Here is a 25338-nt window from a genome sequence, read left to right as displayed (position 1 = left end):
AGCGCCTCGACCGCCGCTACCAGCTCCGCGCGGTTCTCACCCACCACCACCGCACGATGCTCGAACACCGACCGCGTCGTCACCAACGACCAGCCCACGTCGGAGGGCGCCATCTCCGCGTCGGCCACTCGCGCCGCCAACGCGGCCGCCTGGCCTCGTAGCGCCTCCGCGCTCCGGGCCGACAGCGCCCAGGGCACCACACCGTCCACCGGCTCCGGCGCGCTGTGCTCGGGCGCCTCCGTGGCCTGTTCCAGAATCGCGTGCGCATTGGTGCCGGAGATCCCGAATGCGGACACCGCCGCCCGGCGGGGCCGGTCCAGTGCGGGCCAGGCGGTCGGCTCGGTGAGCAGCCGTACTCCGCTGTCGTCCCAGTCCACATGCGGGGTCGGCTCGTCCAGGTGCAGATTGGCGGGCAGGACCGGGTGCCGCAGGGCCATCACCATCTTGATGAGGCCCGCCACACCGGCAGCCGCGTGGGTGTGCCCGATGTGGGACTTCAGGGAGCCCAGCAGCAGGGGCCGTTCGGCGGGGCGGTCCTGGCCGTACGTGGCGATCAGCGCTTCGGCCTCGATCGGGTCGCCCAGCTTCGTACCGGTGCCGTGGGCCTCCACCACGTCCACATCGCCCGGCGACAGCTGGGCGCTGGCCAGCGCCTGGCCGATGACGTGTTCCTGGGCGACGTCGTTGGGCGCGGTCAGGCCGTTGGAGGCACCGTCCTGGTTGACGGCCGAGCCCCGGATCACCGCGAGCACCCGGTGGCCGTTGCGCCGCGCGTCCGACAGCCGTTCCAGCACCATCAGGCCGACGCCCTCGGAGAAGCCGGTGCCGTCCGCGTCGGCCGCGAAGGACTTGCAGCGGCCGTCCGGGGCCAGCGCCCGCTGCCGGGTGAACTCGGTGAACATGAGGGGCGTGGCGAGCGAGGTGACGCCGCCGCCCAGCGCTAGGGTGCATTCGCCCTGGCGCAGCGCCTGGCAGGCGAGGTGGATGGCCACGAGCGAGGCGGAACACGCGGTGTCCACGGTCACCGCCGGTCCCTGCAGACCGAACGTGTAGGCCACCCGACCCGAGATCACGCTGGTGAGGGTGCCCGTGGTGGCGTAGCCCTCGAAGCCCTCGGGAATCCGCGGGGCCCGGGCCAGATAGTCCTGGCTGGACACTCCCGTGTAGACGCCGGTGCGGGTGCCTTTCAGGGTGGCGGGGTCGATTCCGGCCCGTTCCAGCGCCTCCCAGGCGATTTCCAGCACCAGCCGCTGCTGCGGGTCCATCGCCAGTGCCTCCCTCGGGCTGATCCCGAAGAACGCGGCGTCGAATTGGTCGGCCTCGACGAATCCACCTTGGCGGACGCAGCTCGTGCCGTAATGCTCCGGATCGGGGTGGTAGATGTTGTCCAGATCCCAGCCACGGTCCGTGGGGAATTCCCCGATCGCGTCCACACCCGCGCCGAGCAGATCCCACAATTCCTCGGGCGAGGTCACCCCGCCCGGGAAGCGGCAGGCCATCCCCACCACTGCCACCGGTTCCTGGGCGCGCTCCTCCGCCGCACGCAAACGCTGCCGCGTATCGTGCAGATCAGCGGAGACCCGCTTGAGATACTCGACCAGCTTCTCTTCGTTCGCCACTAGGGGTCACCCGGCCTTCAGCGATTGTCGCGCCCGGTACATTCAGGACACACCAAGCTCGTTGTCAATAAAGTCAAGAACCTGATCCGCGGACGCGGACTCCAGCCTTTCCGCAACATTCATCGCATCCGTCGTCTTCTGCGTCGGGACCTTTCCTTCGGGAGAAAGCCGCTGCACCAGATGGCGCGCGATGCCCTCCGGGGTGGGGTAGCGGAAGATGAGGGCCGCGGGCAGCCGCAACCCCGTGGCCGCCGCGAGGCGGTCGCGCAGCTCGACGGCGGTCAGGGACTCGAAGCCCAGCTCCTTGAAGCTGACTTCCCCGTGCACCGCGTCGGGATCGGTGTGTCCCAGCACGGTGGCGGCGTGCTGGCGGACCAGGTGGAGCACCGCCCGCTGGCGTTCGGCCGCGGACAGTCCCCTCAGCCGTGCGGCCCAGTCGGCCGACCGCGCACCGACAGTGGCGGCCGCGGTGCGCCGCCGTTGCGGGACGCCGCGTACACCGTCGCCGCGTACACCGTCGCCGCGTACACCGTCGCCGCGTACACCGTCGCCGCGTACACCGTCGCCGCGTACACCGTCGCCGCGTACACCTTCGCTGAGTACACCGTTGCCGCCCTGGCCGTCCGAGGGCCGCAGCTGCTCGGGGGTGGCCGGACGCAGCACGAGCGCGTCGATGGTGAGCACGGGTGCGCCCGCGGCATCGGACACGGCCACCCGCATCGCGCGCTCGCCGTCCGCGTCCTGCCGGTGGGGTGACAGCCGGACGCGTACGGTGGTCGCGTCGGCCGCCCAGAGCGTCACGCCGCTCATCGTGAACGGCAACCGCAGGAGGCCGTCGGCCGGTTCCTCGTCGGGCGCCAGGGCCGGTTGCAGGACCGCGTCCAGCAGGGCCGGGTGGATCCCGTACCCGCCCGGCTCCCCGGCCGTCTCCGGCAGCTCCACCTCGGCCAGTACGTCCGCGCCGTCACGCCACATCGCGCGCACACCCTGGAAGGCCGGGCCGTACGCGTAGCCCGAGGCCGCGATCCGTTCGTACAGCCCGTCCGTCGCCACCGGCAGCGCACCGGCCGGGGGCCATGCCCCGGGCTCGGCCCGCTGCTCCTCCGGTGCGGACGGGCGCAGTAAGCCGGTGGCGTAGCACGTCCACGCGACAGGCGTGGCGTCCGGCCGGGCGTACACACGGACGTCACGCCGCCCGTCGTCGGCGGGGGCGCCGACCGCCACCTGTACGCGGAGGCCACCCGTGGCGGGCAGCGCCAACGGGGCCCGGAACGTCAGCTCTTCGAGCTCACCGCAACCGGCCTCGTCGCCCGCCCGCAGCGCCCATTCCACCAGCGCGGCGCCCGGCACCAGCGGCACGCCGCCCACCACGTGCTCGCCCAGCCAGGGGTGTGCTTGCGGGGAGACGCGCCCGGTCAGCATCAGGCCGCTGCCGTCGGCGAGTTCCACGGCGGCGCCCAGCAGGGGGTGTTCTGCCGAGGTGAGGCCGAGGTCGGCGGGGTCGCCGCCGCGCGAGGTGGCGGCGTCCAGCCAGTACCGTTCGCGCTGGAACGCGTAGGTGGGCAGGTCGACCGTACGGGGTGGCGGGTCGGCCGGGAACAGGGCGGTCCAGTCGACCTCGACCCCGGCGGTGAACGCCTGCCCCAGCGAGCGCATCAGCTGCGCCCGGCCGCCGTGGTCACGCCGCAGCGTCGGCAGGGCGACGGCGGCGGCGTCCGCCTCCTCGAAGCACTCCCGCATCCCCATGGTCAGCACCGGATGGGTGCTGGCCTCGATGAACACGCGGTGGCCGGCGGCCAGGAGCGCGTCGACCGCGTCGGCGAACCGCACCTGCTCCCTCAGGTTGCGCACCCAGTACGCCGTGTCCAGAGCGCCGGCGGCGATCCGGCCGCCGGTCACCGTCGAGTAGAACGCCACACCGGTGTCCGCGGACGCGGCCCCAGGGATGCCGTGCAGCAGGTGGGTCAGCTCCTGCGCGATCTCGTCGACCTGGGGGCTGTGGGAGGCGTAGTCCACCTCGATCAGCCGTGCGCGCTCCGCTCGCTCCTGACATGCGGCCACCACGGCGGCCACTTGCCCGGGCGGTCCGGACACCACCGTGGATCCGGGCCCGTTGACGACCGCCACCACGACCTCGGCGGCCCGGTCGCCCAGCTCGGCCAGCAGGTCGGCCACCTGCTCCCGGCCCAGTCCCAGCGAGGCCATGGCACCGCCACCGGCGAGTCGGCACAGCGCCCGGCTGCGCAGGGCGACCACCCTCGCGCCGTCCTCCAACGACAGCGCCCCCGCCACCACGGCCGCCGCGATCTCGCCCTGGCTGTGGCCCACGACGGCGGCCGGGCGCACTCCGTGCTCCGCCCACACCGCGGCCAGCGAGACCATCACGGCCCACAGCACGGGCTGCACCACATCGACCCGGCGGAGATCGGCCGCGCCCTCGGTGCCACGCAGCACATCCGTCAGCGACCAGTCGACGTACGGCGTCAGCGCTCGCTCGCACGCGGCCACCCGTGCCGCGAACACCGGTGAGGTGTCGAGGAGTTCGGCGCCCATCCCCTGCCACTGCGATCCCTGCCCCGGGAACACCAGCACCGGTCCCGGGCCGCCCGCCGCCGCTCCGGGCGGTGCCGCGCCGGGGCCCACGAGGGCCGGGTGACCGTCACCGGCCGCCAGCGCCCGGGCCGCCGCGGTCAGGGTGTCGCGGTCCTCACCGACCACCACCGCCCGGTGTGCGAACACCGACCGCGTGGTGACCAGCGACCAGCCCACCTCGACGGCGGACGCGGCGGAACCGGTGTCCAGCGCGGTGGCCAGCGCACGGGCCTGTCCGCGCAGCGCCTCCGCGCTACGCGCCGACAGCACCCAGGGCGTGGGCCCGTCCTCGTGCCGGGCGGCGCCGGTCGCGGTGACCGAGGGGGCCTGTTCCAGAATCAGATGGGCGTTGGTTCCGCTGATGCCGAAGGAGGAGACGCCCGCGCGGCGGGGATGTTCGCCGCGCGGCCACGCGACCGGTTCGGTGAGCAGGCGCACGTTGCCGCTGTCCCAGTCGACGTGCGGGCTCGGCTCGTCGATGTGCAGGGTGGCGGGCAGCTGCCCGTGCCGCATGGCCATCACCATCTTGATGACGCCCGCCACGCCCGCCGCCGCCTGGGCGTGGCCGATGTTCGACTTCATGGATCCGAGCCACAGGGGCCGGTCCGCGGGCCGCTGCTGTCCGTACGTGGCGAGCAGAGCCTGCGCCTCGATCGGATCACCCAGCGTGGTGCCCGTACCGTGCGCTTCCACGGCGTCCACCTCGAACGGGGCGAGCCGGGCGGCGGCCAGGGCCCGGCGGATCACCCGCTGCTGCGACGGCCCGTTCGGCGCCGTCAGTCCGTTGGAGGCACCGTCCTGGTTCACCGCGGAGCCCCGGATCAGCGCCAGCACCGGGTGGCCTTCGCGCCGCGCGTCCGACAGCCGCTCCAGCAGCACCAGTCCGGCGCCCTCGCCCCAGCCCGTACCGTCCGCCGCCGCCGCGAACGGCTTGCACCGGCCGTCGGGGGCCAGGCCGCGCTGGCGGGAGAAGCCGGTGAACATGCCCGGGGCGGCCATCACGGCCACTCCGCCCGCCAGCGCCATCCGGCACTCCCGCTGTCGCAGCGCCTGGGCGGCCAGATGCAGGGCCACCAGCGACGACGAGCATGCGGTGTCCACCGTCACCGCAGGGCCCTCCAGCCCGAAGGTGAAGGCGATCCGCCCGGATACCACGCTGGGCGTGCTGCCGGTCAGCAGATGGCCGTCGAGCCCCTTCGGCGCCTCGTGCAGCCGCGGACCGTAGTCCTGGGGCGTCACGCCGACGAACACACCGGTCGAGCTGCCCTGGAGCGCGGCGGTGCGGATGCCCGCGCGCTCGATAGCCTCCCACGCGGTCTCCAGCAGCAGCCGCTGCTGCGGGTCGGTGGCCAGCGCCTCGCGCGGGCTGATGCCGAAGAACTCGGCATCGAAGCGCGCGGCGTCATACAGGAACCCGCCCTCACGGGCATAACTGGTGCCGGGGCGGTCCGGGTCCGGGTCGAAGAGCCCCGCCAGATCCCAGCCACGGTCCCCGGGAAACTCACCGATCGCGTCCACTCCCTCGGACACCAGCCGCCACAGCTCCTCCGGTGTGTCGGCCCCGCCGGGGTAGCGGCAGCTCATGGCCACCACCGCGATGGGATCGTCGTCGGTAGCCGGTGGCAGGGCTGCCGGGGTGCTCGTCGGCGCGTCCGGGGTCCGGTCGGTGCGGGTCCTCAGATGGGCGGCGACGGCCAGCGGCGTGGGGTGGTCGAAGGTGAGCGTGGCCAGCAGGGGCAGGCCGGTGGCCTCGCTCAGCCGCTCGCTCAGTTCCGTGGCGGCGAGGGAGTCGAAGCCCAGCTCCTTGAAGCTGAGGGCCGGGTCGATGGCGCCCGGGCCGGAGTGTCCCAGGACGACGGCCGCCGCGTCGCGCACCACGTCCAGCAGGGCGCGGTCGCGCTCACCGCCGGTCAGCTCCGCCAGCCGCCCGGTCGGTGGCGACGCGGTGGCCGCGCAGTCCGCGACCAGGGCCGTGGGCTCCGCGCCGGGCCAGTGGCGCTCCCGCTGGAAGGCGTACGTCGGCAGGCTCACCGTCCGCGAGCGGGGTCCGCCGAAGACCCGCTCCCAGTCGAGAGCGGCGCCGCGTACGTGCGCCCCGGCCAGGGCGGTGGCGAAGGTGCGTACCTCCGGCCGGTCGCGTCGCAGGGTGGCCACGGCGAGGGGGCGCGGCCGGTCGGGGCCGTCCTCGGTGCCGGGGCGCTCGGCGAGGCATTCGCGGACCATGGCGGTCAGCTGGGCGTCCGGTCCGAGTTCGAGGAAGGTGGTGACGCCCGCCGCGCGGAGGGTGTGCATTCCGGACGCGAAGCGCACCGCGTCGCGGGCGTGGCGGGCCCAGTGCTCCGGGGAGGCGAGCTGTTCGGCGGTGGCAACACTGCCGGTCACATTGGAGACGAGGGGAATGGCCGGTGTGGCGACGGCCATTCCGGCTGCCGCGGCGCGCAGTTCGCCGAGCATCCGGTCCATGTGCGGGGAGTGGAAGGCGTGGCTGACCTTCAGCAGACGCGCCTTGCGGCCGCGCTCCCGCCAGGCGGCGGTGATGTCGTGGACGGTGTCCCGGTCCCCGGAGACCACGACGGAGGAGGGTCCGTTGACGGCGGCGATGCCGATCCGGTCCTCCCTCCCCGCGAGGAGTTCGGTGGCTTCGTCCACGTTGGCCTGCCAGGCGGCCATCGCCCCGTCCGCCGCGACCGACTGCATGAGCCGGCCGCGGGCGGCCACCAGGGCGCAGGCGTCGGGCAGGGAGAGCGCTCCGGCCACCTGTGCCGCGGCGATCTCGCCGACCGAGTGCCCCATCACGAAGTCGGGCTTCGGCCCCCAGGAGGTCACCAGCCGGTACAGGGCGACTTCGATGGCGAACAGCGCGGGCTGGGTGTACGACGTACGGTCCAGCAACGCGGCGTGCGGCGTACCGGGCTCGGCGAACATGACATCGCGCAGGGGCAGTTCGAGGTGCGGATCGAGGGTGCCGCAGACCTCGTCCAGCGCGTCGGCGAAGACGGGGTGCGCGGCGTACAGTTCGCGGCCCATGCCGGGGCGCTGGCTGCCCTGGCCGCTGAAGAGCAGCGCGAGCCCTCCTCCGGCCGCCCGGCCCCGGACGAGTCCGGCGGTCTGTACGCCCTGCGTGAGCGCGTCGAGCCCGCGCATCAGCTCGTCGGGGTGGTGGCCGTCGCCGAGGAGCACGGCGCGGTGGGCGAAGGCGGTCCGGGTGGTGGCCAGCGCGTGGCCGATGGCTGCGGGGTCGGTGCCGGGATGGGCGGCCAGGTGGTCGCGCAGCCGCGCGGCCTGGGCGCGCAGCGCGCCGGGAGTCCTGGCGGAGAGGGGCCACAGGACGACGGGCGGAACCGGGGACGGCGGCGGGGTGGCCGCCGCGCGGGCGGGCGGTTCGGCCAGCACCACATGGCAGTTGGTGCCGCCCATGCCGAAGGAGCTGATCCCGGCGAGCAGCGGCCGGTCCGGGCGCGGCCACGCGGAGAGTTCGTGCTGTACGCGCAGCCCGAGACCGGCCAGCGGGATGCGCGGGTTGGGGGTGGCGTAGTGAAGGCTGGGCGGGAGTTGCCGGTGGGTGATGCTGAGGGCGCATTTGAGCAGTCCGACGATACCGGCGGCGCCCTCCAGATGGCCGACGTTGGTCTTGGCGGAGCCGACCGGCAGGGGGTTGTCCGCCGTACGGTCGCCGCCCAGGGCGGCGCCGAGCGCGGTGGCCTCGATGGGGTCGCCGACGGGTGTGCCGGTGCCGTGCAGTTCGACGTACTGGACGTCGCCGGGCGAGGTTCCGGCGCGCTGGTGGGCGAGCCGCACCACGGCTTCCTGCGCCGCCGGGCCGGGGGTGGTCAGGCCGTCGGTGGCACCGTCGTTGTTGAGGGCGCTGCCGCGGATGACGCAGTACACCGGGTCGCCGTCGCGGACCGCCGCCGCGAGGGGCTTGAGGAGGACGGCGCCGCCTCCCTCGCCGCGTACGAAGCCGTTGGCGCGGGCGTCGAAGGTGTGGCAGCGGCCGTCCGGGGAGAGTCCGCCGAACTCGGCCGCGGCGGCCTCCATGCTCTCCTCGGTGAGGATGAGGTTGACGCCCCCCGCGAGCGCGAGTGTGCACTCCTGGCGGCGCAGGCTCTCGCAGGCGGTGTGGACGGCGACCAGGGAAGAGGACTGCGCGGTGTCGACGGTGAGGCTGGGGCCGCGCAGCCCGTAACCGTGCGAGATCCGGTTGGCGATGATGCTGCGGTGGACGCCGGTCATGGCGTGCCGGGTGCTCGCGAGGGGCCGGTGGCGGCGCAGCACGGCAGCGTACTCGTCCCAGATCGCGCCGATGAACACGCCGGTGGGGGTGTCCTTCAGCGTCTCGGGACGGATTCCGGCGTCCTCGAACGCCTCCCAGCCGAGTTCCAGCATCAGCCGCTGCTGGGGGTCCATGGCCACCGCTTCGCGCGGCGGGATGCCGAAGAACGCGGCGTCGAACGTGTCGACCCGGTCCAGGAAACCGCCGGACCAGCCGGTGGCCGATCCGTCCGGAGCCGCGGAATCGGACGGAGCCGCCGGGTCGGCCGGGGAGCCGGGGTGGCGGCGGTCGGCGGGCATCGCCGTGATGGCGTGGCGGCCCTGCTGCAGCAGCTGCCAGAAGGCTGACGGGCTGGGGGCGTGGGGCAGTCGGCAGGCCATTCCCACGACGGCGATGGGCTCCGCGGGCTGAGGCGGCCGGATGGGCGGGGCGCTAGTCATCACACCACTTACGGCGCTCGGAAGAGGCAGGGACATCGTTGGTCATGGGCGGCACTCCCGCTCCGGATTGATGATCGGTGCGAGCACGTGGCCCATCGTGGGGCGCGGTTCTAAAGGCACACCAAAAGCCCGCGGCCGGTGACTTTAGAGACGCGTTACCGGAACCCCGGACCATCGCTCAACAGGTGACCACTTGTGGCCACTTGACAGCCGACCGGAGCGCCGAGCACACAGGAGGAGTGCCATGACATCCCCATCACCCGCGCCGCCAGGCGGCCAGGTGTCGGATTACTACAGTTCGCTCGGACCGCTGCTGCAGATGGCGTGGGACGACAACTTCCACTTCGGCTACTGGCACGGCCCGTCCGACACCAGCTCGGTCCAGGAGGCGACGGACCGCTTCACCGATCTGCTCATCGAACGGCTGCGGGTGGGGCCGGGAGACCGGGTGCTGGATGTGGGCTGCGGTATCGGCAAGCCCGCGCTGCGGGTGGCGTCGACGACCGGAGCCGGTGTTCTGGGGATCACCATCAGTGAGCTTCAGGTCGAGCAGGCGACGGAGTCCGCGCGCGCCGAGCACATGTCCGACCGGGTGTCGTTCCACTACGCCGACGCCATGGCGATGCCGTTCGGCGAGGCGTCATTCGACGCCGTCCTCGCCTTCGAGTCCATCAACCACATGCACCGGCCCACGGCGCTGCGCGAGATCGCCCGGGTGCTGGCGCCCGGCGGCCGTCTGGTGCTGACGGATGTGATCGCGCCGGGCGATGGCAGCTATCAGCCGGAGAACGATCCCGACGCGGTCACCTCGCTGACCCGGCTGGAGGACTGGCCCGGCCTGATCGGCGACGCCGGGCTGCTGCTGGACGAGCTGACGGACGTCACCGAGCACACCAAGGACACCGCTAACCGCATGATCGACGGCATCCTGAAGTGCCGCCGGGATTTCGAGGAGCGGCACGGGGTCAGCGTGCAAGAGGTGCTCGACGCCGCCAAGTCGGCGCTGCCCACGGTGCCCAGTGCCGGCTGCGCGATCGTGGTGGCCCACAAGCTTTGACCAAGGATTTCGGGGCCGGTTTCCACGGGGCAACCGGCCTCGAAGTCCCGCAATTATCCACTTCTCCTCAACGGGCCCGAGAGGAAGCCGGTTTCAGCATGGCGCGCTTGAACCCGCCGACTCCATCAGCGTATTCTCTTTTGCTGACCATGCCACTCGGAGTCGAGGATATCCGGACCGTGATCTTCCAATTGGAATCGGAATCCACGCCTTTCCGCCAGGCGCCTCTAGTGCGCATCTATCCGGATTCTAGGTGAGGCGGGTAGTCATAGGAATCGCTTAGGATGAAGGGCGCCTGCCATGGGCAGTGAACTGCGGATTCGCGGTTCCTGAAGCACCGGCAGGTCCGTAATAAAGAGGGGTGAATAATGGCAGTCGCGAACGACGTGAGCAAGCGGATCCGGCAGCACTGTCCGTCCCCGTGCGGAGACAAACAGCCGGTCCACTTCCCACAGGCGGGCGGCTCGGTGGTACGTACGCGACGCGGGCCCGCACATTCGTTCGTCTTCAGCAGACAGGAACCACCCCCGGGCGGGTACGAAAGCAGGAAGAATCTCGCGAGAATTTCCGGCAACGGGGCCGACCGTCCCACGACCGCACGCATCGGCGACTCGGATGGGACAAGCAGTGCGATATGAGATCATGGGGCCTCTCCGCGTGGTCGAGGAGGGGCGGAAATTATCCATCAGGGCGCGGAAGATCGAAGTCCTGTTGACCGTTCTCCTGGTCCGCGCGGATCAGGTGGTGCCGATCGACCAGCTCATCACGGAGATCTGGGGGCAGGATCCACCGCGCCGGGCGATCGCGGGCCTTCATGTGTATGTCTCCCAGATTCGCAAGTTCCTGCGCCGGCCCTGCCAGAGCGAAAGCCCGGTTCTCACCCGTCCCCCGGGATACGTCCTGCGCCTGGGGTCCGACGATCTCGACTTCCACTGTTTCGAACGGCTGGTGGGCGAGGGGCGTGATCATCTCAGGGAGCGGCGCTACAAGCAGGCCACGGACAGGTTCGAAAGCGCGCTCGGCCTCTGGCGCGACCCGCTACTGGACGACGTGTGCCACGGGCCGATTCTCGAGGGATTTCAGACCTGGCTGAAGGAAGCCCGCCTGGAATGTGTCGAAATGCTGACCGATTCACGTCTGATGCTTGGCCGCCATCGCGAGCTGGTAAGTGATCTGTACCAGCTGACCACCGAGCATCCGCTGCGGGAGGCACTGCATCGTCAGCTGATGCTGGCGCTCTACCGCTGCGGCCGCCGGGCGGACGCCCTGCATGTGTATCAGGCGGCCCGGAAGACGCTCAACGAGGAACTCGGACTCGAACCGTGCCGGGCCCTTCAGGACATGCAGCGGGCCATCCTCACCTCGGATGACCGGCTCGAACTGCAGGTCACCGCGTGACGGCGCGGCCGAGTCCGGCAAATCGCCGATCAAAGAGGGGCGGGGTGAACAGGTGACGGGCGAACAGGTGACGGAACAGAGCACGTATTTTCCCGACGGCGGCCCGATCGAGGTCATCCTCGAAGGGGGACCGGACGATCTTCCCCGGGCGCATCGGACCGGTCGGTCGTCCCTTGCCACCCGGAAGCTCAAAATCCAGCACCGCAACGGATACGAGCATTTCGAACTGGTCGACGGCGAGCTGGTTCCGGCGGTCTTCCGCTGGGTCATGCGCACCAAAATCGCCGAGTAGCCGCCGGGGCTCGGAAACCTCCGCCGAGGGGGCGCCGGACCGCTTCTCCATCGGTCCGGCGCCCCCTCGGCGCGCCACGACTCATCCGCTCGGCAGGAATCATCCGACCAGGAGGACCGCGTGCTCATTCCACGATGGCGAGGGGCCGCGGTCGTCGCGGTCGCGATATCGACCTCCCTCGCCGCCCTCGCCACCGGGCCCGCCACGGCCCGCCCCGCCGCCGGGCCCTCGGTCGCCGTGGCCCATGGCCGTACCCAGCCGGTGTTCTCCTACCAGGACGCCATCCGGGAACACCTCATGGTCCCCACCCGCGTCGACAGCGACGGCGACGGCGCCAGGGACCGCGTGGCCGTGGACATCATCCGGCCCCGGGAGACCGAACAGGGCCTCAAGGTCCCGGTCATCATGCTGGCCAGCCCGTACAACGACACGGTCGGCCGGGGCTTCGAGGCGGAGAAGAAGGGCTATGCCGCCGATGGCAGCCCGTCCAAGTACCCCTTGTTCTACGACAATTACTTCGTCCCCCGCGGCTACGCCGTCGTCGACGTCGACGTGACCGGCACCGGCAGATCCGACGGCTGCCCGACCATCGGCGGCAAGGCCGATGTCGCCGCCGCCACCTCGGCGATCGACTGGCTGGGCGGCCGGGCCACCGCGTACCGGGCCGACGGCAGCGAGGTGAAGGCCACCTGGTCGAGCGGGAAGACCGGAATGATCGGCCACTCCTACGAGGGGACCCTGGCGAACGCCGTGGCGGGAACCGGGGTGGAGGGGCTGGAGACGATCGTCCCGATCTCCGGGATCAGCTCCTGGTACGAGTTCGCCCGGACGAACGGCGCCAAGCACTGGAACGGGTTCGGCCCCTGGCTGGCCGGTTCGCTGGACTCCGACCCGCCCGAGAAGTGCCAGGCGGTCCGCGACCGGCTGGCCGCGGGCGAGGACGACGCCACCGGCAACTACAACGCCCACTGGAAGGAGCGCGACTATCTCGCTCCGCCCGCTCCCCAGGTGAGCAAGGTGCGGGCGAGCGTCTTCGCCGTCCACGACCTCAGCGACTACAACGTGCGGATCGACCAGTTCGCCGACTGGTGGGCCCCGCTGGCCGAGCGCGACGTACCGCGCAAGCTGTGGCTCGGACGCTACGGCCACACCGACCCGTTCGACTGGCCCGGGCGGCGCGCCCGCTGGGTCGACACCGTGCACCGGTGGTTCGACCACTGGCTGTACGGCATCCGGAACGGCATCATGGACGAGCCACGGGTCGATCTGCAGACCGGTCCGGACACCTGGACCACCCAGGCCGACTGGCCCGCCCGCACCTCCCCGGCGTCCCTGCACCCGAAGCCCGACGGCTCGCTGGCGCTCCGTCCCGCCACCGGCACCGGGTCCTTCACCGATCTCAAGCTGAGCGAGGCGGACCTCACCGCCGACCCGGGCACCCCCCGGCCCGGCAGGCTCGCGTTTCTCACCCCGCCGCTGCGCACCGGCACCCGGCTCTCGGGCACCCCCACCGTGGACCTGAGGGTCACGCTCGACAAGCCGACGTCGAACCTCACCGCGCTGCTGGTCGACTACGGCGAGGACGAACGGATCGACTGGTCGCGCAACGATCCGCTGAACGGCATCCACGACGGGCTGCGCGGGCTCACGGAGGAGTCCTGCCACGGTGAGAGCACCGCCGCGGACGACGCGTGCTACCGGGAGACGGCCAATGTGACGGTGCGCGGCCCCTCCGAGGTGATCGCCCGTGGCTGGATGGACGCGCAGAACCGGCATTCGCCGACCACGCCCGAACCGCTGACCCCGGGGGCGTCCTACCGCATCACCTGGCGGACGCTGCCGAACGACTACCAGATCAAGCCCGGCCACCGGCTCGGCCTCGTCCTCGCGGGCACCGACGCGGACTTCCTGTACTTCGAGGACCCCACCGGGGCGAAGGTGACCGTCGATCTGGCGGCCAGCCGTATCAGCGTGCCGCTGGCCGTACGACGTGGATGAGATGAGCGCCCGCGTCCCCCGCCGAGGTGTCCGCCCCCGCCGAGGTGTCCACCGCGCCGTCCCGGTACCGGGCGGTCAGCTCGCCGTAGCGGACGTCCTCGGCGACGGCCAGCCCCACCTCGCCCGCCAGTGAGGCGATCTCCTCGGGGGTGAAGTGGCTGAGAAAGGGCTCGCCCGCCTCGGCGGCCCAGGCGGTGCGGGCCTCGTGGACGGCGCGCTGCTCCCGGCGGCAGCGCGCCAGGCGGCTCACCGTAGTCGAACACCACTCCGGAGCCGCCGGGCAGGCCCGCGATGAAGCCGAGGGTGTCGAGCACCGCCGCCCGGGTCAGATACGGGACGACGCCGAGCCAGCCGAAGAACGCCGGGCGGCCCGCGTCGAAGCCCGCCGCCGCCGTTTCCACTCCTGGGTGGCGGGGTGGTCCACCTCGAACACCCGTAATCCGGCGGCCTGTTGGGGAGCGCGGCATCCGTAGGTGTCCAGCCCGGCCCCCAGCATCACCACCTGCCGTACGCCGCGGCCGCCACGGCGTCCTCGGCGAACCAGGCGCGGGCGGCCACGCCCAGCCGGACCGCCTCCCGCTCGGGGGCGTTCGCCGGTCTGCATGGAGCGTCCCCTCCCCAGAGTCCCGCCGCGGGCGCGCGGGAGGGCGCTCCGCTGCGCGGTGGACCCATCGTGCCACCACGGACACCTGCCGTACGAGACCGCGGACGTCTGCCGTACGAGGGGGCTCTTCGGGTATTTCCGGTCTGCCGTTCCGGTGAAGCTCGGCACCGCTCCGCTGGGTGATCTTCTGTCGTGCATATAAATACGACAAACCACCCATTTGCCCCTCGTGAGTGCGGAGTGAATTGTGTTCCCTCACCGACGCCACCGAACCGCGATATTCGCGGCCGCTCTGCTCGCCACCGCCACCGCGTGCGGCAGTGGCGGCGGCCCCGCCACCGGCCACGCAGAGCAGAAGCCCTCCGAGACCGCGGGCGTGACACGTGCCGAGCCCCAGAAGAAGTTCACCCTGGTGGCCACCGGCGATCTCCTCGCCCACGCCTCCGTCATCCGCCAGGCACGCGCGGACTCGGGCGGTGAGGGCTATGACTTCCATCGCATGCTGGTCGGTGCCGCCCCCGTGGTCGCCCAGGCCGATCTGGCGATCTGCCACATGGAGACGGTGTACGGCGCGGCCGGTGGACCGTTCACCGGATACCCCACTTTCAAGACCCCGCCCCAGATCGCCGAGTCGATCGACAAGCTCGGCTACGACTCCTGCTCCACGGCCTCCAACCACACACTGGACGCCGGGACGGAGGGCGTGAGCCGCACCCTCGACGCGCTGGACAAAGCCGGTGTCCGGCACGCCGGATCGGCCCGCTCCGCCCGGGAGAGCACCACCCCGGCCGTCATGGAGGCCGGTGGCGCCAAGGTGGCGCAGCTCGCCTACGCGTACGGCACCAACGGCATCCCGGTGCCCGAGGGGAAGCCCTGGATCGTCAACCTCATCGACGCTGATCGCATCATCAAGGACGCCCGGGCCGCCCGCCGCGCCGGGGCCGATGTGGTCGTGGTGTCCACGCACTGGGGCACCGAATGGCAGGAGGCGCCGGACAAGCTCCAGCTGTCCCTCGCCAAGAAGCTCACCGCGTCCCGGAGTCACGGCCGCCGCGACATCGACCTCATCATCGGCACCCACGCCCATGTCCCCCAGCCGTACGAGAAGGTCAACGGCACCTGGGTGGTCTACGGCATGGGCGACCAGGTCGCGGGCGTGATGCCGGACGAGCGCGGGCAGATGGGCTCGGCGGCCCGCTTCACGTTCACCCCGCCCACCGCCCAGGGCAAGCCGTGGGAGGTGGCAAAGGCGGAGTTCATCCCGCACGCCGTGGACAACGACCCGATCTCCGTGGTCAACCTCCCCCGGGCGCTGGAGAAGAGCCCCGGCAACAGCCACTACACCCACGCCCTGTCCACCATCCAGGAAGCGGTCCTCAGCCGGGGCGCGAAGAAGGACGGCCTGAGCATGGGCCGCTGACGGTCAGGTGGCCGCGCGCTCCTGCTCGATGTGGAACGCCAACGTGTCGTTCTCTACGTCGACTTCGACCGGGGTGTGCGGCATCAGCTCGCCGCCGAGCAGCATCCGGGAGAGCGGGTTGTCGACCTCACGCTGGATCGTACGGCGCAGCGGGCGGGCGCCGTACTCCGGCTGATGGCCGTGGCGGGCCAGCCAGTCGACCGCGGCGGGGGTGAAGTCGATGAGGATGTCCTGGGCGCGCATCCGGCGGCGGGTCTCCTCCAGCAGCACATCGGTGATCTGGCGCAGCTGTTCGTCGGCGAGCCTGCGGAAGATCACGATCTCGTCGATGCGGTTGAGGAACTCGGGCCGGAAGTGTTCGCGCAGCGGGCGCAGCACCCGCTCCCGGCGGGACGCCTCGTCGGCCTCGGCGTCGCCGCCGCCGAAGCCGAGGACGGCGCCGCGCCCGGTGATGGCCTCGGAGCCGAGGTTGCTGGTCATGACGATGACGGTGTTCTTGAAGTCGATGGTGCGGCCCTGGGCGTCGGTCAGTCTGCCGTCGTCGAGCACCTGGAGCAGGATGTTGAACACGTCCGTGTGGGCCTTTTCCACCTCGTCCATGAGCAGCAGCGCGTACGGCTGTCTGCGCACCGCCTCGGTCAGCTGTCCGGCCTCCTCGTGGCCGACGTAACCGGGTGGCGCGCCGACGAGGCGGCTGACGGTGTGCTTCTCCTGGTATTCGCTCATGTCGAGCCGGACCATCCGGTCCTCGCTGCCGAAGAGCGCCTCGGCCAGGGCGCGGGCGAGTTCGGTCTTGCCGACGCCGGTGGGGCCGAGGAAGAGGAAGCTGCCGCTGGGGCGGTGGGGGTCAGCGAGTCCGGCCCGGGAGCGCAGCACGGCGTCCGCGACGGCGGCGACGGCCTCCTCCTGGCCGATGACCCGCTTGTGGAGGTGTTCTTCCAGCCCGAGCAGCCGCTCGCGCTCCTCCTGGGTGAGGCTGCTGACGGGGATGCCGGTCTGCCGGGACACGATGTCGGCGATGTCCTCGACGGTGACCTCGGAGACCCGGGAGCCCTGGAACTGGGTGCCGGATCCCTCGGTGATGCGGGCGCCGAGTTCGGCGATGCGGTCGCGCAGCGCGGTGGCGCGCTCGTACTGCTCGGCGGCGACGGCCTGGTCCTTGTCGCGGGTCAGCTGGTCGACCTCGCGCTCCAGGGCGCGCAGATCGGTGCCGCGGGCGCTGGAGCGCAGCCGTACCCGGGCACCGGCCTGGTCCATCAGGTCGATGGCCTTGTCCGGGAGGAAGCGGTCGGCGAGGTAGCGGTCGGCGAGTTCGACGGCCGCGAACAGCGCCTCGTCGGTGTAGCGGACCTGGTGGTGTGCCTCGTGGCGGTCGCGCAGCCCGTGCAGGATGGAGACGGCGGCCGCGGGGGTGGGCTCGGGGACCATGATGGGCTGGAAGCGGCGGGCGAGCGCGGCGTCCTTCTCGATGTACTGGCGGTACTCCTGGAGCGTGCTGGCGCCCATGACGTGCAGCTCGCCGCGGGCGAGGGCGGGCTTGAGCAGATTGCTGGCGTCCATGGTGCCGCCCTCGGAGCCGCCGCCCGCGCCGACGACGGTGTGCAGTTCGTCGATGAAGACGATGAGTTCGTCGGAGTGGGCGCGGATCTCGTCGATGATGGCGGTGAGGCGCTGTTCGAAGTCGCCGCGGTAGCGGGTCCCGGCCACGATGCCCGCGAAGTCGAGCTGGATGACGCGGCGGCCGAGCAGGATGTCCGGCACGTCGGCGTCGGCGATGCGCTGGGCCAGCCCCTCGACGACGGCGGTCTTGCCGACGCCCGCCTCGCCGATCAGGACTGGGTTGTTCTTGCCGCGCCTGGCCAGCACCTCGATGCTCTGCTCGATCTCCTCGTCGCGGCCGATCACCGGGTCGATGCGGCCCTCCCGGGCCAGATCGGTCAGATCGCGGCCGTACCGGTCGAGGGTCGGGGTGCCGCGGCGGTCCGCCACGGGCCGCTGGTCGGTGCCGGGGGCCGGGGCGGCCCGTCCGGCCGGGGGCGCGCTGCGGGGTTCGAAGTGGGCGGCGTGGAGGATCTGCCCGGCGGTGGAGTCCCGGTTGGCGGCGAGGGCGATCAGTACGTGTTCGGGCCCGATGTACGAGGAGCCGCGGGCCCGGGAGATCTCGTGGGCGTCGAGCAGCGCCCGCTTGACGGCGGGCGTGACGGCGACCGAGCCGCGTGGCGGGCCGTCCCCGGCCTGCCGGTCGATCTCGGCGGCGAGCCGGTCGGGGTCGGCCCCGGCGCGGGAGACCATGGTGCGCGTGGGTTCGGCGGTGAGGGCCGCCCGCAGCAGGTGTTCGGTGTCGAGGTCGGTGCTGCCGTGTTCCGCCGCGTACGAGGCGGCGGAGGAGACGAGGTGGCGTGCGGTCTCGCTCATGAGCCGCCCGAAGTCGACGTGGCGGTCGGAACCCGGCCCGCCGGGCCCGGTTCCGAGGAAGCGTGCGAGGAAGTCGCCGAGTGGGTCTGGCCCGAAGTCGTCAGGGCCGTCGTTCCCGCTACCCATATCACCACTTTAGCGGTGGTTCGCGCGGCGGTCAGCTTTCCGGGTGACGGCGTTCGAGGACGACGAGGGCGGCATCGTCGCCCTGGTGGCCGCCGATGTGGGCGAGCAGGTCGCGGCGCAGATGGTCCACGAACCCCCTCGGGCCCTCGCCGTCCCAGGTGTGGAGCCGCTCGGTGAGCGGGTAGAACGTGCCGTCGGCGTCGCGCGCCTCGATCACACCGTCGGTGTACAGGAGCAGCAGATCGCCCGGTTCGAAGGGGTAGTCCTCGACGCGGTAGCGCCCGGCCGCCAGGTGGCCGAGGCCCAGCGGCAGCGCGGGGGCGCGCCCTTCGAGGGCCTTGATGGTGGAGTCGCGCAGCAGGAACGGCGGCGGGTGTCCGCAGTTGACCATCCGTACCACCGGCTGGTCGTCGGGGATCTCCAGCACGGCGGCGGTGACGAACGACTCCCCCGCGCCCGGCGCCCGGTCGGCGGGTTCGGTGCGTTCCGCGGACAGGGCGGCGTCCAGGTGCGAGACGAGTTCGGGCAGCGGTACGGGCCAGTGGGCGATCGCGCGGAAGGCACCGAGCACCAGTGAGGCGTCCGCGACGGCGGTGAGGCCGCTGCCGCGCACATCGCCGATGATCAGACGGGTGCCGTACGAGGTGCGCGCCGCCGCGTACAGGTCGCCGCCTATCTCCGCGCCCGGCTCGGCGGCGAGGTAGACGGAGGCGATCCGCAGCGGGCCGACGCGGTCGGGCAGCGGGCGCAGCAGGACCTTCTGCGCCACGTCGGCCACCGCCCGGACCCGGCTCAGCTCGCGGGCGTGCCGGTCGAGGACGGTGCGGAACAGCACGATGAGGGCGGAGACCAGGATCAGGGTGAAGAGCTCGGCCATCCGGTTGGGCGCGGTCAGCCGGTGCTGCCCGGCGTTGATGCCGATCTGGGCGCCCACCGCCACCAGCCCGATACTGCCGGTGAGCAGCGGTCCGGCGAAGGACGCGGCCATGGCGGGGGCGGCGATCAGCAGCGGGCTGAGGCGGACGCTCGCAGGGCCGAACACATCGCCGAGCACGATCAGGACGATGAGTGCCAGGGGTATCGCGACCAGGGCCCGCCTCCCCTGCTGCCCTGGCCGGCCGCGCTCCGGGGGACCCTGCCGAATATCCACATCTACTACTTACGCCTCACCCGGCCCCGCGCGCCACCCCCGTTTCGTCACAGGCCCCCGGGTCAGCGGATGCCGTACCGGCGTCGGGCGATCGCCACGGCGGCCAGGCTGAGGGCGGCGAGAGCGGTCAAATACCAGGTGACGGCGAGCTTGTCGCCGGTGATGTCGACGAGCCAGACGATCACGACGGGGGTGGTTCCGCCGAAGAGCATCACACCGAGGTTGTAGCTGATCGACATCCCGGTGGCGCGGCTGGAGCGGGGAAACAGGTCGGACAGCAGCGCGGGCAGCGCCCCGAAGTATCCGGCCTTCAGCAGCCCGATCAGGAACATCACGGTGAGCATCACCCCGAATCCGGGGTGTGCCACCAGGAAGGCGAACACGGGGCGGATCAGCAGCAGGATCAGCACGGCGGAGACGGCCATGACGCGGATGCGGCCGGTCTTGTCGGAGAGGTGGCCGACCAGGGGTGTCACGACGGTGAGGACGGCGCCGGTGACCATGGTCGCGGCGAATCCGGTGGAGGCGGGCAGGTCGAGTTCCTTGACGGCGAAGACCGGCATGTAGGTGATCAGGTACGTGATCGCGGTGGAGACGGCGAGAGCGGCGATGGCCAGCAGGACGCGTCCCTTGTGGTGGCGCAGCACCTCCGACACCGGGCCGTGTCCGGTCCCGGTGTCCTCGGAGTCGGCGTCGGCGAAGGCCGGGGACTCGTCCACGTAGCGTCGGATGGCGTAGCCGACCGGCCCGATGAGCAGGCCGAAGAAGAACGGCACCCGCCAGCCCCAGGACTCCAGCTGCCCGGTGGTCAGCGTGCTGGAGAGCACGGTGCCGAAGGTCGCGGCGAGCAGGGTGCTGACGCCCTGGCTGGCGAACTGCCAGCTGGACATGAAGCCGCGCATCCGGGGCGCGTGCTCGACCAGGAACGCGGTGGCGCTGCCGAATTCGCCGCCCGCCGAGAAGCCCTGGATGAGCCGGGCCAGCAGGATGCCGAGCGGTGCGGTCAGGCCGATGGCCGCGTACGTGGGCATGACCGCGATGAGCAGGGTGCCGAGCATCATCAGCTTGATCGACAGCATCAGCGCGGCCTTGCGGCCGACCCGGTCCGCGTACCGGCCGAGGACGACGGCACCGAGCGGGCGTACCAGGTACGAGATGCCGAAGGTGCCGAACGCCAGCATCAGCGAGACGGTGTCGTCCGCGGACGGGAAGAACAGCTTGGCGATGGTGGCGGCGAAGAATCCGTAGATCGCGACGTCGAACCATTCGAGAGCGTTGCCGACCGACGCGGCGATGATGACGCGATGGGGCTTGACCGGGGTGTCGGGGCCGGTGTGGCCGGTCGCCTCGGAGGCGGCGGTGCCGGGGGTCGTCGCGTCCAAGGCGGGCTCCAGGGGTTGTGCGCGGGGCCGGGGAGGGGTGGGGCGGTGTCAGGGGCAGGCGGGCGGGGTCAGGACCGGGTGGTGTCCCCGAGGTCCCAGAACAGGCCCGCCATGATCTGGAGCGCCTCGCGGGCGAGCGGCGCGAGCAGATGCTCGTCGGGCGCGTGCTGGGCGCAGGCGGGGTAGGAGTGCGGCACCCATACGGTGCACAGGCCCAGCTCGTCGGCGAACGCGTCGTTCGGGATGGTGCCGCCGAGGTTGGGCAGGATGGCGGGCGGGGCGCCGGTGGTGTGCTCCACCGAGCCCGCGGCCCAGCGCACCCAGGGGTGGTCGGGGTCGGTGCGGGTGGCGGGCATGGCGCGGCCCAGCTCGACGTCGACCATGGGGTAGCCGTGCTGGTCGAGGTGGTCGCGCAGGACCTTGCCGAGGTCCGCCACGTCGGTGCCGACCACGAACCGCAGCTGGCAGTGGGCGACGGCGGCGCCGGGGATGGCGCCCACGGGGGCGTCCGGGTTTCCGGCGCCGAGGGCGAGCACCTCGAAGGTGTTCCAGCCGACGAGCCGCTCGGCCGGGGTCAGCCCGGGCTCGCCCCAGCCCTCGTCGATGGCCGGGTCCTCGGCGCCGCCGCCGACCGGGATGTCGGCCAGCGCCCGCCGCACCGCGTCCGGGATGGCGGGCGGCAGCAGCGCGGGGACCAGGATGCGGCCGCGGCCGTCCACGATGGTGGCCAGCGCGCCCGCGAGGACGGTGGCGGGGTTGCGCAGCAGCCCGCCCCAGTTGCCGGAGTGGTGGGCCCTGTCGCGCAGGTTCACCCGCAGGGTGAGCTGGGCGGCGCCGCGCGAGCCGAGGAACAGCGTCGGACGCTCAGCGTGGACGCGGGGGCCGTCGGAGGCGATCAGCAGATCGGCGGCCAGGTCGTCGCGCAGATCGGCGCACAGGGCGCGCAGCCCGGGGGAGCCGCACTCCTCGCCGGTTTCGATGAGCACCTTGAGGTTGAAGCCCAGTCGGCCGCCCCGGGCGCGCAGCACGTGTTCCAGGGCCGCCAGGTTGACGGTGTGCTGTCCCTTGTTGTCGGCGGATCCGCGGCCGTACCAGCGCTCGTCCTCCACCACCAGGCGCCAGGGGTGGAGGCCGGTCCGCCACCGGTCCGCCTGGGCGGGGACGACGTCGGCGTGTCCGTAGGTGAGAACGGTCGGCAGTCCCTCGCCCTCGTGGCGTTCGGCCACCAGGAAGGGGCCGTATCCGGAGACCGGGTTGTCCACGATGCGGGCGGTGGCGCCCAATCGTTCGACGGCCGGGACGATTTCCTCTTCGAGATAGGTGCGCAAGGGGCGGAGCGACGACGGATCGCCGCTCTCGGTGGGGAGGGCGACGCGTCGTGACACATCCGCGAGAAACTCACCGGAGTCGAAGTAGTCGCAGGCATGCTGGATTGCTGCGGAACGCGTCACCGAGGGGGCCTTCCTTATGGGAGTCACGGGGTTCGCCCTACGGAAAAATGAATTCCAGCAGGACACCGGTATGACGACAGAAGGCTAGTGAGGCGTCCGCGGGCGCACAATTACCGGTCCGAGAAGGCAGCATTGCCCGCGCGGCAAGGCATCCCCTGGCCTCGCCGGTGCGCGGCCGGGCGGGTAGGGTCACCGGGCATGCATCTGTCCGGGACCTCGCTGCGCTACTTCCTGGAGGTCGCGCACACCGGTTCCATCAGCCAGGCGTCGGCCCGGCTGCACGTGGCGGCCTCCGCCATCAGCCGCCGGATCGCCCGGCTGGAACACGACATCGGGGTCCCGCTGTTCGAGCGGCAGCCCCGGGGCATGGTCCTCAGCGAGGCCGGTGAGCTGCTCGCCTCGTACGCCCGGCGCAGTCGCCTTGAGTCCGAGCAGATCGTCGCCGACCTGCGCGGACTCGGCGGGCCTTACCGCAGCACGATCCGGCTGGCCGGTTCCGAGGGCTTCGGCCGGGACGTCCTGCCGGAGGCGGTCGTCACGTTCCGCGAGAGCCATCCCGGTGTGCGGTTCCGGCTCCGGGTCACCTCGCCCTCGGGTGCCACCCAGGACGTACGGGACGGGGCCGCCGATCTCGCCCTCACCTATTCGCTGGGCCCCGAAGAGGGCATCAGGGTGGAGTACGCGCAAACGCATCCGATCCACGCCCTGATGCCTGCCGGTCATCCGCTGGCAAAACGGGACGAGATTTCGCTCGCCGATCTGCTGCCCTATCCGCTGGCGCTCATGGAACAGGGCACGACGGTGCGGCAGCTCTTCGATATCTGCGTCGCCGCGGAAGGTCTGGAATTCGAGCCCGCCTTCATCAGTAATTACTCCGGGGCGCTGGATGGATTCGTCCGCAAGAACGGCGGTGTCACGCTTGCCGGATATCTCACCTACCGGGGCAGACTGGACGCCGACGGGCTGGCCGCGGTGCCGCTGGTCAACCCCGAGCTGTCGCGGCGCAGCGTCCAGATCCAGTCCATGGCCCGCCGCACCTTGCCCGCCGCCGTCGCCGCCTTCCTCGACCATCTGATCCGGCTCCTGGAGGCGGCGTGATGTCACACTCCGGGCCGCCGTGGAGTCTCCCTCGCCGATGACGCCGTGCAGCAGACCTGGCTGCGCTGGCAGGCGCTGCCCGGGGACGAGGTGGCCGACCCGCGCGTGTATCTGACCACGGTGGTCGGCCGGATCTGCTACGACGTGCTCGGCTCCGCCCGGGCCCGCCGCGAGGCGTACGTCGGGCCCTGGCTGCCGGAGCCGGTGGTGGCGGGCGCCGGGCCGGAGGACCGGGTGACGCTGGACGAGTCCGTGGGCCTCGCCCTGCTCACGGTGCTGGAGCGGCTCACCCCGGCGGAGCGGACCGCGTTCATCCTGCACGACGTGTTCTCGGTGCCGTTCCCCGAGATCGCCGAGGTCGTGGGCCGGTCCCCCGACGCGGTACGGCAGCTGGCCTCGCGCGCCCGCAAGCGGGTGCGGGCCGAGGCCCCGCGCCGCTCCGTGGACCGCGGCGAGCACGGGCGCGCGGTGGACGCGTTCCTGACGGCGGTGATGGGCGGCGATCTGGACGGGCTGCTGGAGATCCTCGACCCGGAGGTGGGGTGGCGCCCGGACGGCGGCGGGAAGGTCGTGGCGTCCCGGGTGCCGATCCTCGGGAACGCGCAGGTGGCGCGCTTCGCCCAGCGCCTCGCCCGGGGCTTCGACCGGGCGACGAGGTCCATCCTGCGACGGGACGTCAACGGCGCCCCCGGTCTGGTCTTCGTGGACGTGGCGGGCGAACGGTCCGTGGTCTTCGGGTTCGCCGTGCACCACGGGCGGATCACCGCGGTCGATGTCGTCGTCAACCCCGACAAGCTCCGCCACCTCGACCTCCCGAACCTGTGACCGGCGTCACCGTCACACCCCGGCGGGCCGCGGCGTCTCTTTGTCGAACACCACGTGAGGTGCTGAACACCACTTGAGGAGGCCACCGGCATGGAGAAGCAACAGGTTCTGGTCCTCGGCGCGGGCTACGGCGGGCTGCTGACCGCCCTGCGTCTGGCCCCGTACGCCCACGTCACCCTCGTCGACCCGAGCGACCGCTTCACCGAGCGGGTCCGGCTGCACGAACGGGCGGCAGGGCGGCCCGAGGTGACGCATCCCCTGACCGCGCTGCTGCGGGGCACCGGCATCACGCACCTCGCCGCCCGTGCCACCGGCATCGACCCGGACGCCCGACGGGTGGACACGGACGACGGCCGCCGCCTTCCGTACGACCGCCTGGTGTACGCGCTCGGCAGCCGCACCCCCGACGTCGGCGAACACGCCTTCACCCCGGAGACGGCGGCCGAACTGCACAAGCGGCTGCTGGACGGCCCGGGCGAACTCGCCGTGGTCGGCGGCGGGCTCACCGGTATCGAGCTGGCCGCCGAGCTCGCCGAGAGCCACCGCGACTGGCGGGTACGGCTGCTGACCACGGGCGAGATCGGCGGCGGGCTCTCGCCCAAGGGCCGCGCCCATGTCCGTACGACCCTCACCGCACTGGGGGTACGGATCGAGGAGGGCCACCGGGTGGCACGCGCCGAGGACATCGACGCCGACACGGTCGTCTGGGCCGCCTCGATGACGGCGAACACCGGGCTCGCCGACGCGGCGGGGCTCGCCCTCGACCCCGCCGGGCGCATCCGCGTGGACACCGGCCTGCGGTCCGTGTCCCACCCCGGGATCTACGCCGTCGGCGACGCCGCCGCGGTGACCGCACCGCTCGCCGGACCGCTGCGGATGGCCTGCGCCACCGCGCTGCCGACCGGATCACACGCCGCCTCCGCGATCATCGCCGAAGCGCGGGGACGGCAGCCGAAGCCGCTGGCCTTCCGCTATCTGCTGCAGTGCGTGAGCCTGGGCCGCCGGGACGGGCTGGTGCAGTTCGTCCGGGCGGACGACACCCCGCGCGATCTGATCCTGCGGGGCGCCACCGCCGCCCGCGTCAAGGAGCAGATCGTGCGCTCGACCATGCGGGTACTACGGCTGGCCGCCCGCCGCCCGGACACCGTCGGCCACATCCCGGGCATGGGCTGAGGCGGTCCGAAAGGGTGGTCCGGAA

General features: G+C 72.0%; 16 protein-coding genes and 1 pseudogene. 8 read left to right on the top strand and 9 right to left on the bottom strand.

What is annotated here, in order from left to right:
- Together ACZ59A_RS17830 and ACZ59A_RS17825 are read right to left on the bottom strand one after the other, a co-directional pair.
- The coding region (locus tag ACZ59A_RS17830; protein ID WP_470959641.1) for a type I polyketide synthase at positions 1-1619 on the bottom strand (1619 nt) is incomplete at its 3' end.
- Positions 1620-1661: 42 nt separating this feature from the next.
- A complete protein-coding gene (locus ACZ59A_RS17825; RefSeq protein WP_470959639.1) occupies positions 1662-8924 on the bottom strand; it encodes a type I polyketide synthase in 7263 nt (2420 codons plus the stop codon).
- A gap of 244 nt (positions 8925-9168) precedes the next feature.
- Here ACZ59A_RS17825 and ACZ59A_RS17820 point away from each other — a divergent pair, with 244 nt between their 5' ends.
- From ACZ59A_RS17820 to ACZ59A_RS17805, 4 genes are all read left to right on the top strand, one after another.
- Complete coding sequence (locus ACZ59A_RS17820; RefSeq protein ID WP_468045885.1) at positions 9169-9981, top strand: SAM-dependent methyltransferase; 813 nt, start codon at positions 9169-9171, stop codon at positions 9979-9981.
- 657 nt (positions 9982-10638) lie between these two features.
- Positions 10639-11379, top strand: a complete 741-nt coding sequence (locus ACZ59A_RS17815) for an AfsR/SARP family transcriptional regulator (protein ID WP_470959637.1) — start codon at positions 10639-10641, stop codon at positions 11377-11379.
- On the top strand, positions 11348-11671 hold the full coding sequence (locus ACZ59A_RS17810) for a DUF5988 family protein (protein WP_470959635.1): 324 nt from the start codon (positions 11348-11350) through the stop codon (positions 11669-11671). The genes ACZ59A_RS17815 and ACZ59A_RS17810 overlap by 32 nt, the downstream gene beginning before the upstream one ends.
- Positions 11672-11791: 120 nt before the next feature.
- Entirely contained in the window at positions 11792-13669 is a 1878-nt protein-coding gene (locus ACZ59A_RS17805; RefSeq protein WP_470959633.1) for a Xaa-Pro dipeptidyl-peptidase, read from the top strand.
- Here ACZ59A_RS17805 and ACZ59A_RS17800 read toward each other — a convergent pair.
- From ACZ59A_RS17800 to ACZ59A_RS17790, 3 genes are all read right to left on the bottom strand, one after another.
- Positions 13638-13919, bottom strand: coding sequence for a hypothetical protein (locus tag ACZ59A_RS17800; protein ID WP_470959631.1), 282 nt, complete (start codon positions 13917-13919; stop codon positions 13638-13640). The genes ACZ59A_RS17805 and ACZ59A_RS17800 overlap by 32 nt on opposite strands.
- Before the next feature lie 75 nt (positions 13920-13994).
- Positions 13995-14165, bottom strand: coding sequence for a class I SAM-dependent methyltransferase (locus ACZ59A_RS17795; protein WP_470959711.1), 171 nt, complete (start codon positions 14163-14165; stop codon positions 13995-13997).
- Positions 14165-14341, bottom strand: coding sequence for a hypothetical protein (locus tag ACZ59A_RS17790; RefSeq protein WP_470959630.1), 177 nt, complete (start codon positions 14339-14341; stop codon positions 14165-14167). Before ACZ59A_RS17790 ends, ACZ59A_RS17795 begins: the two co-directional genes overlap by 1 nt.
- Positions 14342-14520: 179 nt before the next feature.
- On the opposite strand from ACZ59A_RS17790, the gene ACZ59A_RS17785 reads away from it, so the two are divergent.
- Positions 14521-15693: a CapA family protein gene (locus ACZ59A_RS17785; protein WP_470959629.1), complete on the top strand. Its 1173-nt coding sequence runs from the start codon at positions 14521-14523 to the stop codon at positions 15691-15693.
- A 3-nt stretch (positions 15694-15696) separates the two neighbouring features.
- On the opposite strand, the gene ACZ59A_RS17780 is transcribed toward ACZ59A_RS17785, so the two are convergent.
- From ACZ59A_RS17780 to ACZ59A_RS17765, 4 genes are all read right to left on the bottom strand, one after another.
- A complete protein-coding gene (locus ACZ59A_RS17780; protein ID WP_470959627.1) occupies positions 15697-18234 on the bottom strand; it encodes an ATP-dependent Clp protease ATP-binding subunit in 2538 nt (845 codons plus the stop codon).
- A gap of 31 nt (positions 18235-18265) precedes the next feature.
- Positions 18266-19384, bottom strand: coding sequence for a PP2C family protein-serine/threonine phosphatase (locus ACZ59A_RS17775; protein WP_470959625.1), 1119 nt, complete (start codon positions 19382-19384; stop codon positions 18266-18268).
- A 62-nt stretch (positions 19385-19446) separates the two neighbouring features.
- Positions 19447-20766 carry an MFS transporter gene (locus tag ACZ59A_RS17770; RefSeq protein WP_470959623.1) on the bottom strand — a complete coding sequence of 440 codons (1320 nt, stop codon included), beginning with the start codon at positions 20764-20766 and terminating at the stop codon, positions 19447-19449.
- 68 nt (positions 20767-20834) lie between these two features.
- On the bottom strand, positions 20835-22217 hold the full coding sequence (locus ACZ59A_RS17765; RefSeq protein ID WP_470959621.1) for a M20 family metallopeptidase: 1383 nt from the start codon (positions 22215-22217) through the stop codon (positions 20835-20837).
- A 198-nt stretch (positions 22218-22415) separates the two neighbouring features.
- Between ACZ59A_RS17765 and ACZ59A_RS17760 the strand changes: the two genes are divergently transcribed.
- From ACZ59A_RS17760 to ACZ59A_RS17750, 3 genes and pseudogenes are all read left to right on the top strand, one after another.
- The gene (locus tag ACZ59A_RS17760; RefSeq protein ID WP_470959619.1) at positions 22416-23315 is read left to right on the top strand and encodes a LysR family transcriptional regulator; all 900 of its coding nucleotides are present in this window, start codon (positions 22416-22418) and stop codon (positions 23313-23315) included.
- Between the two features lie 24 nt (positions 23316-23339).
- Positions 23340-24140, top strand: a pseudogene (gene sigJ, locus ACZ59A_RS17755) (RNA polymerase sigma factor SigJ); the annotation flags it as partial.
- 90 nt (positions 24141-24230) lie between these two features.
- The gene (locus ACZ59A_RS17750; RefSeq protein WP_470959618.1) at positions 24231-25313 is read left to right on the top strand and encodes an NAD(P)/FAD-dependent oxidoreductase; all 1083 of its coding nucleotides are present in this window, start codon (positions 24231-24233) and stop codon (positions 25311-25313) included.
- Positions 25314-25338: the final 25 nt, after the last annotated feature.

The sequence above is a fragment of the Streptomyces sp. NPDC040405 genome (assembly GCF_055595765.1).
The sequence above is the reverse complement of the archived record's forward strand: the minus strand, read 5'-3'. Positions and strand labels throughout refer to the sequence as shown.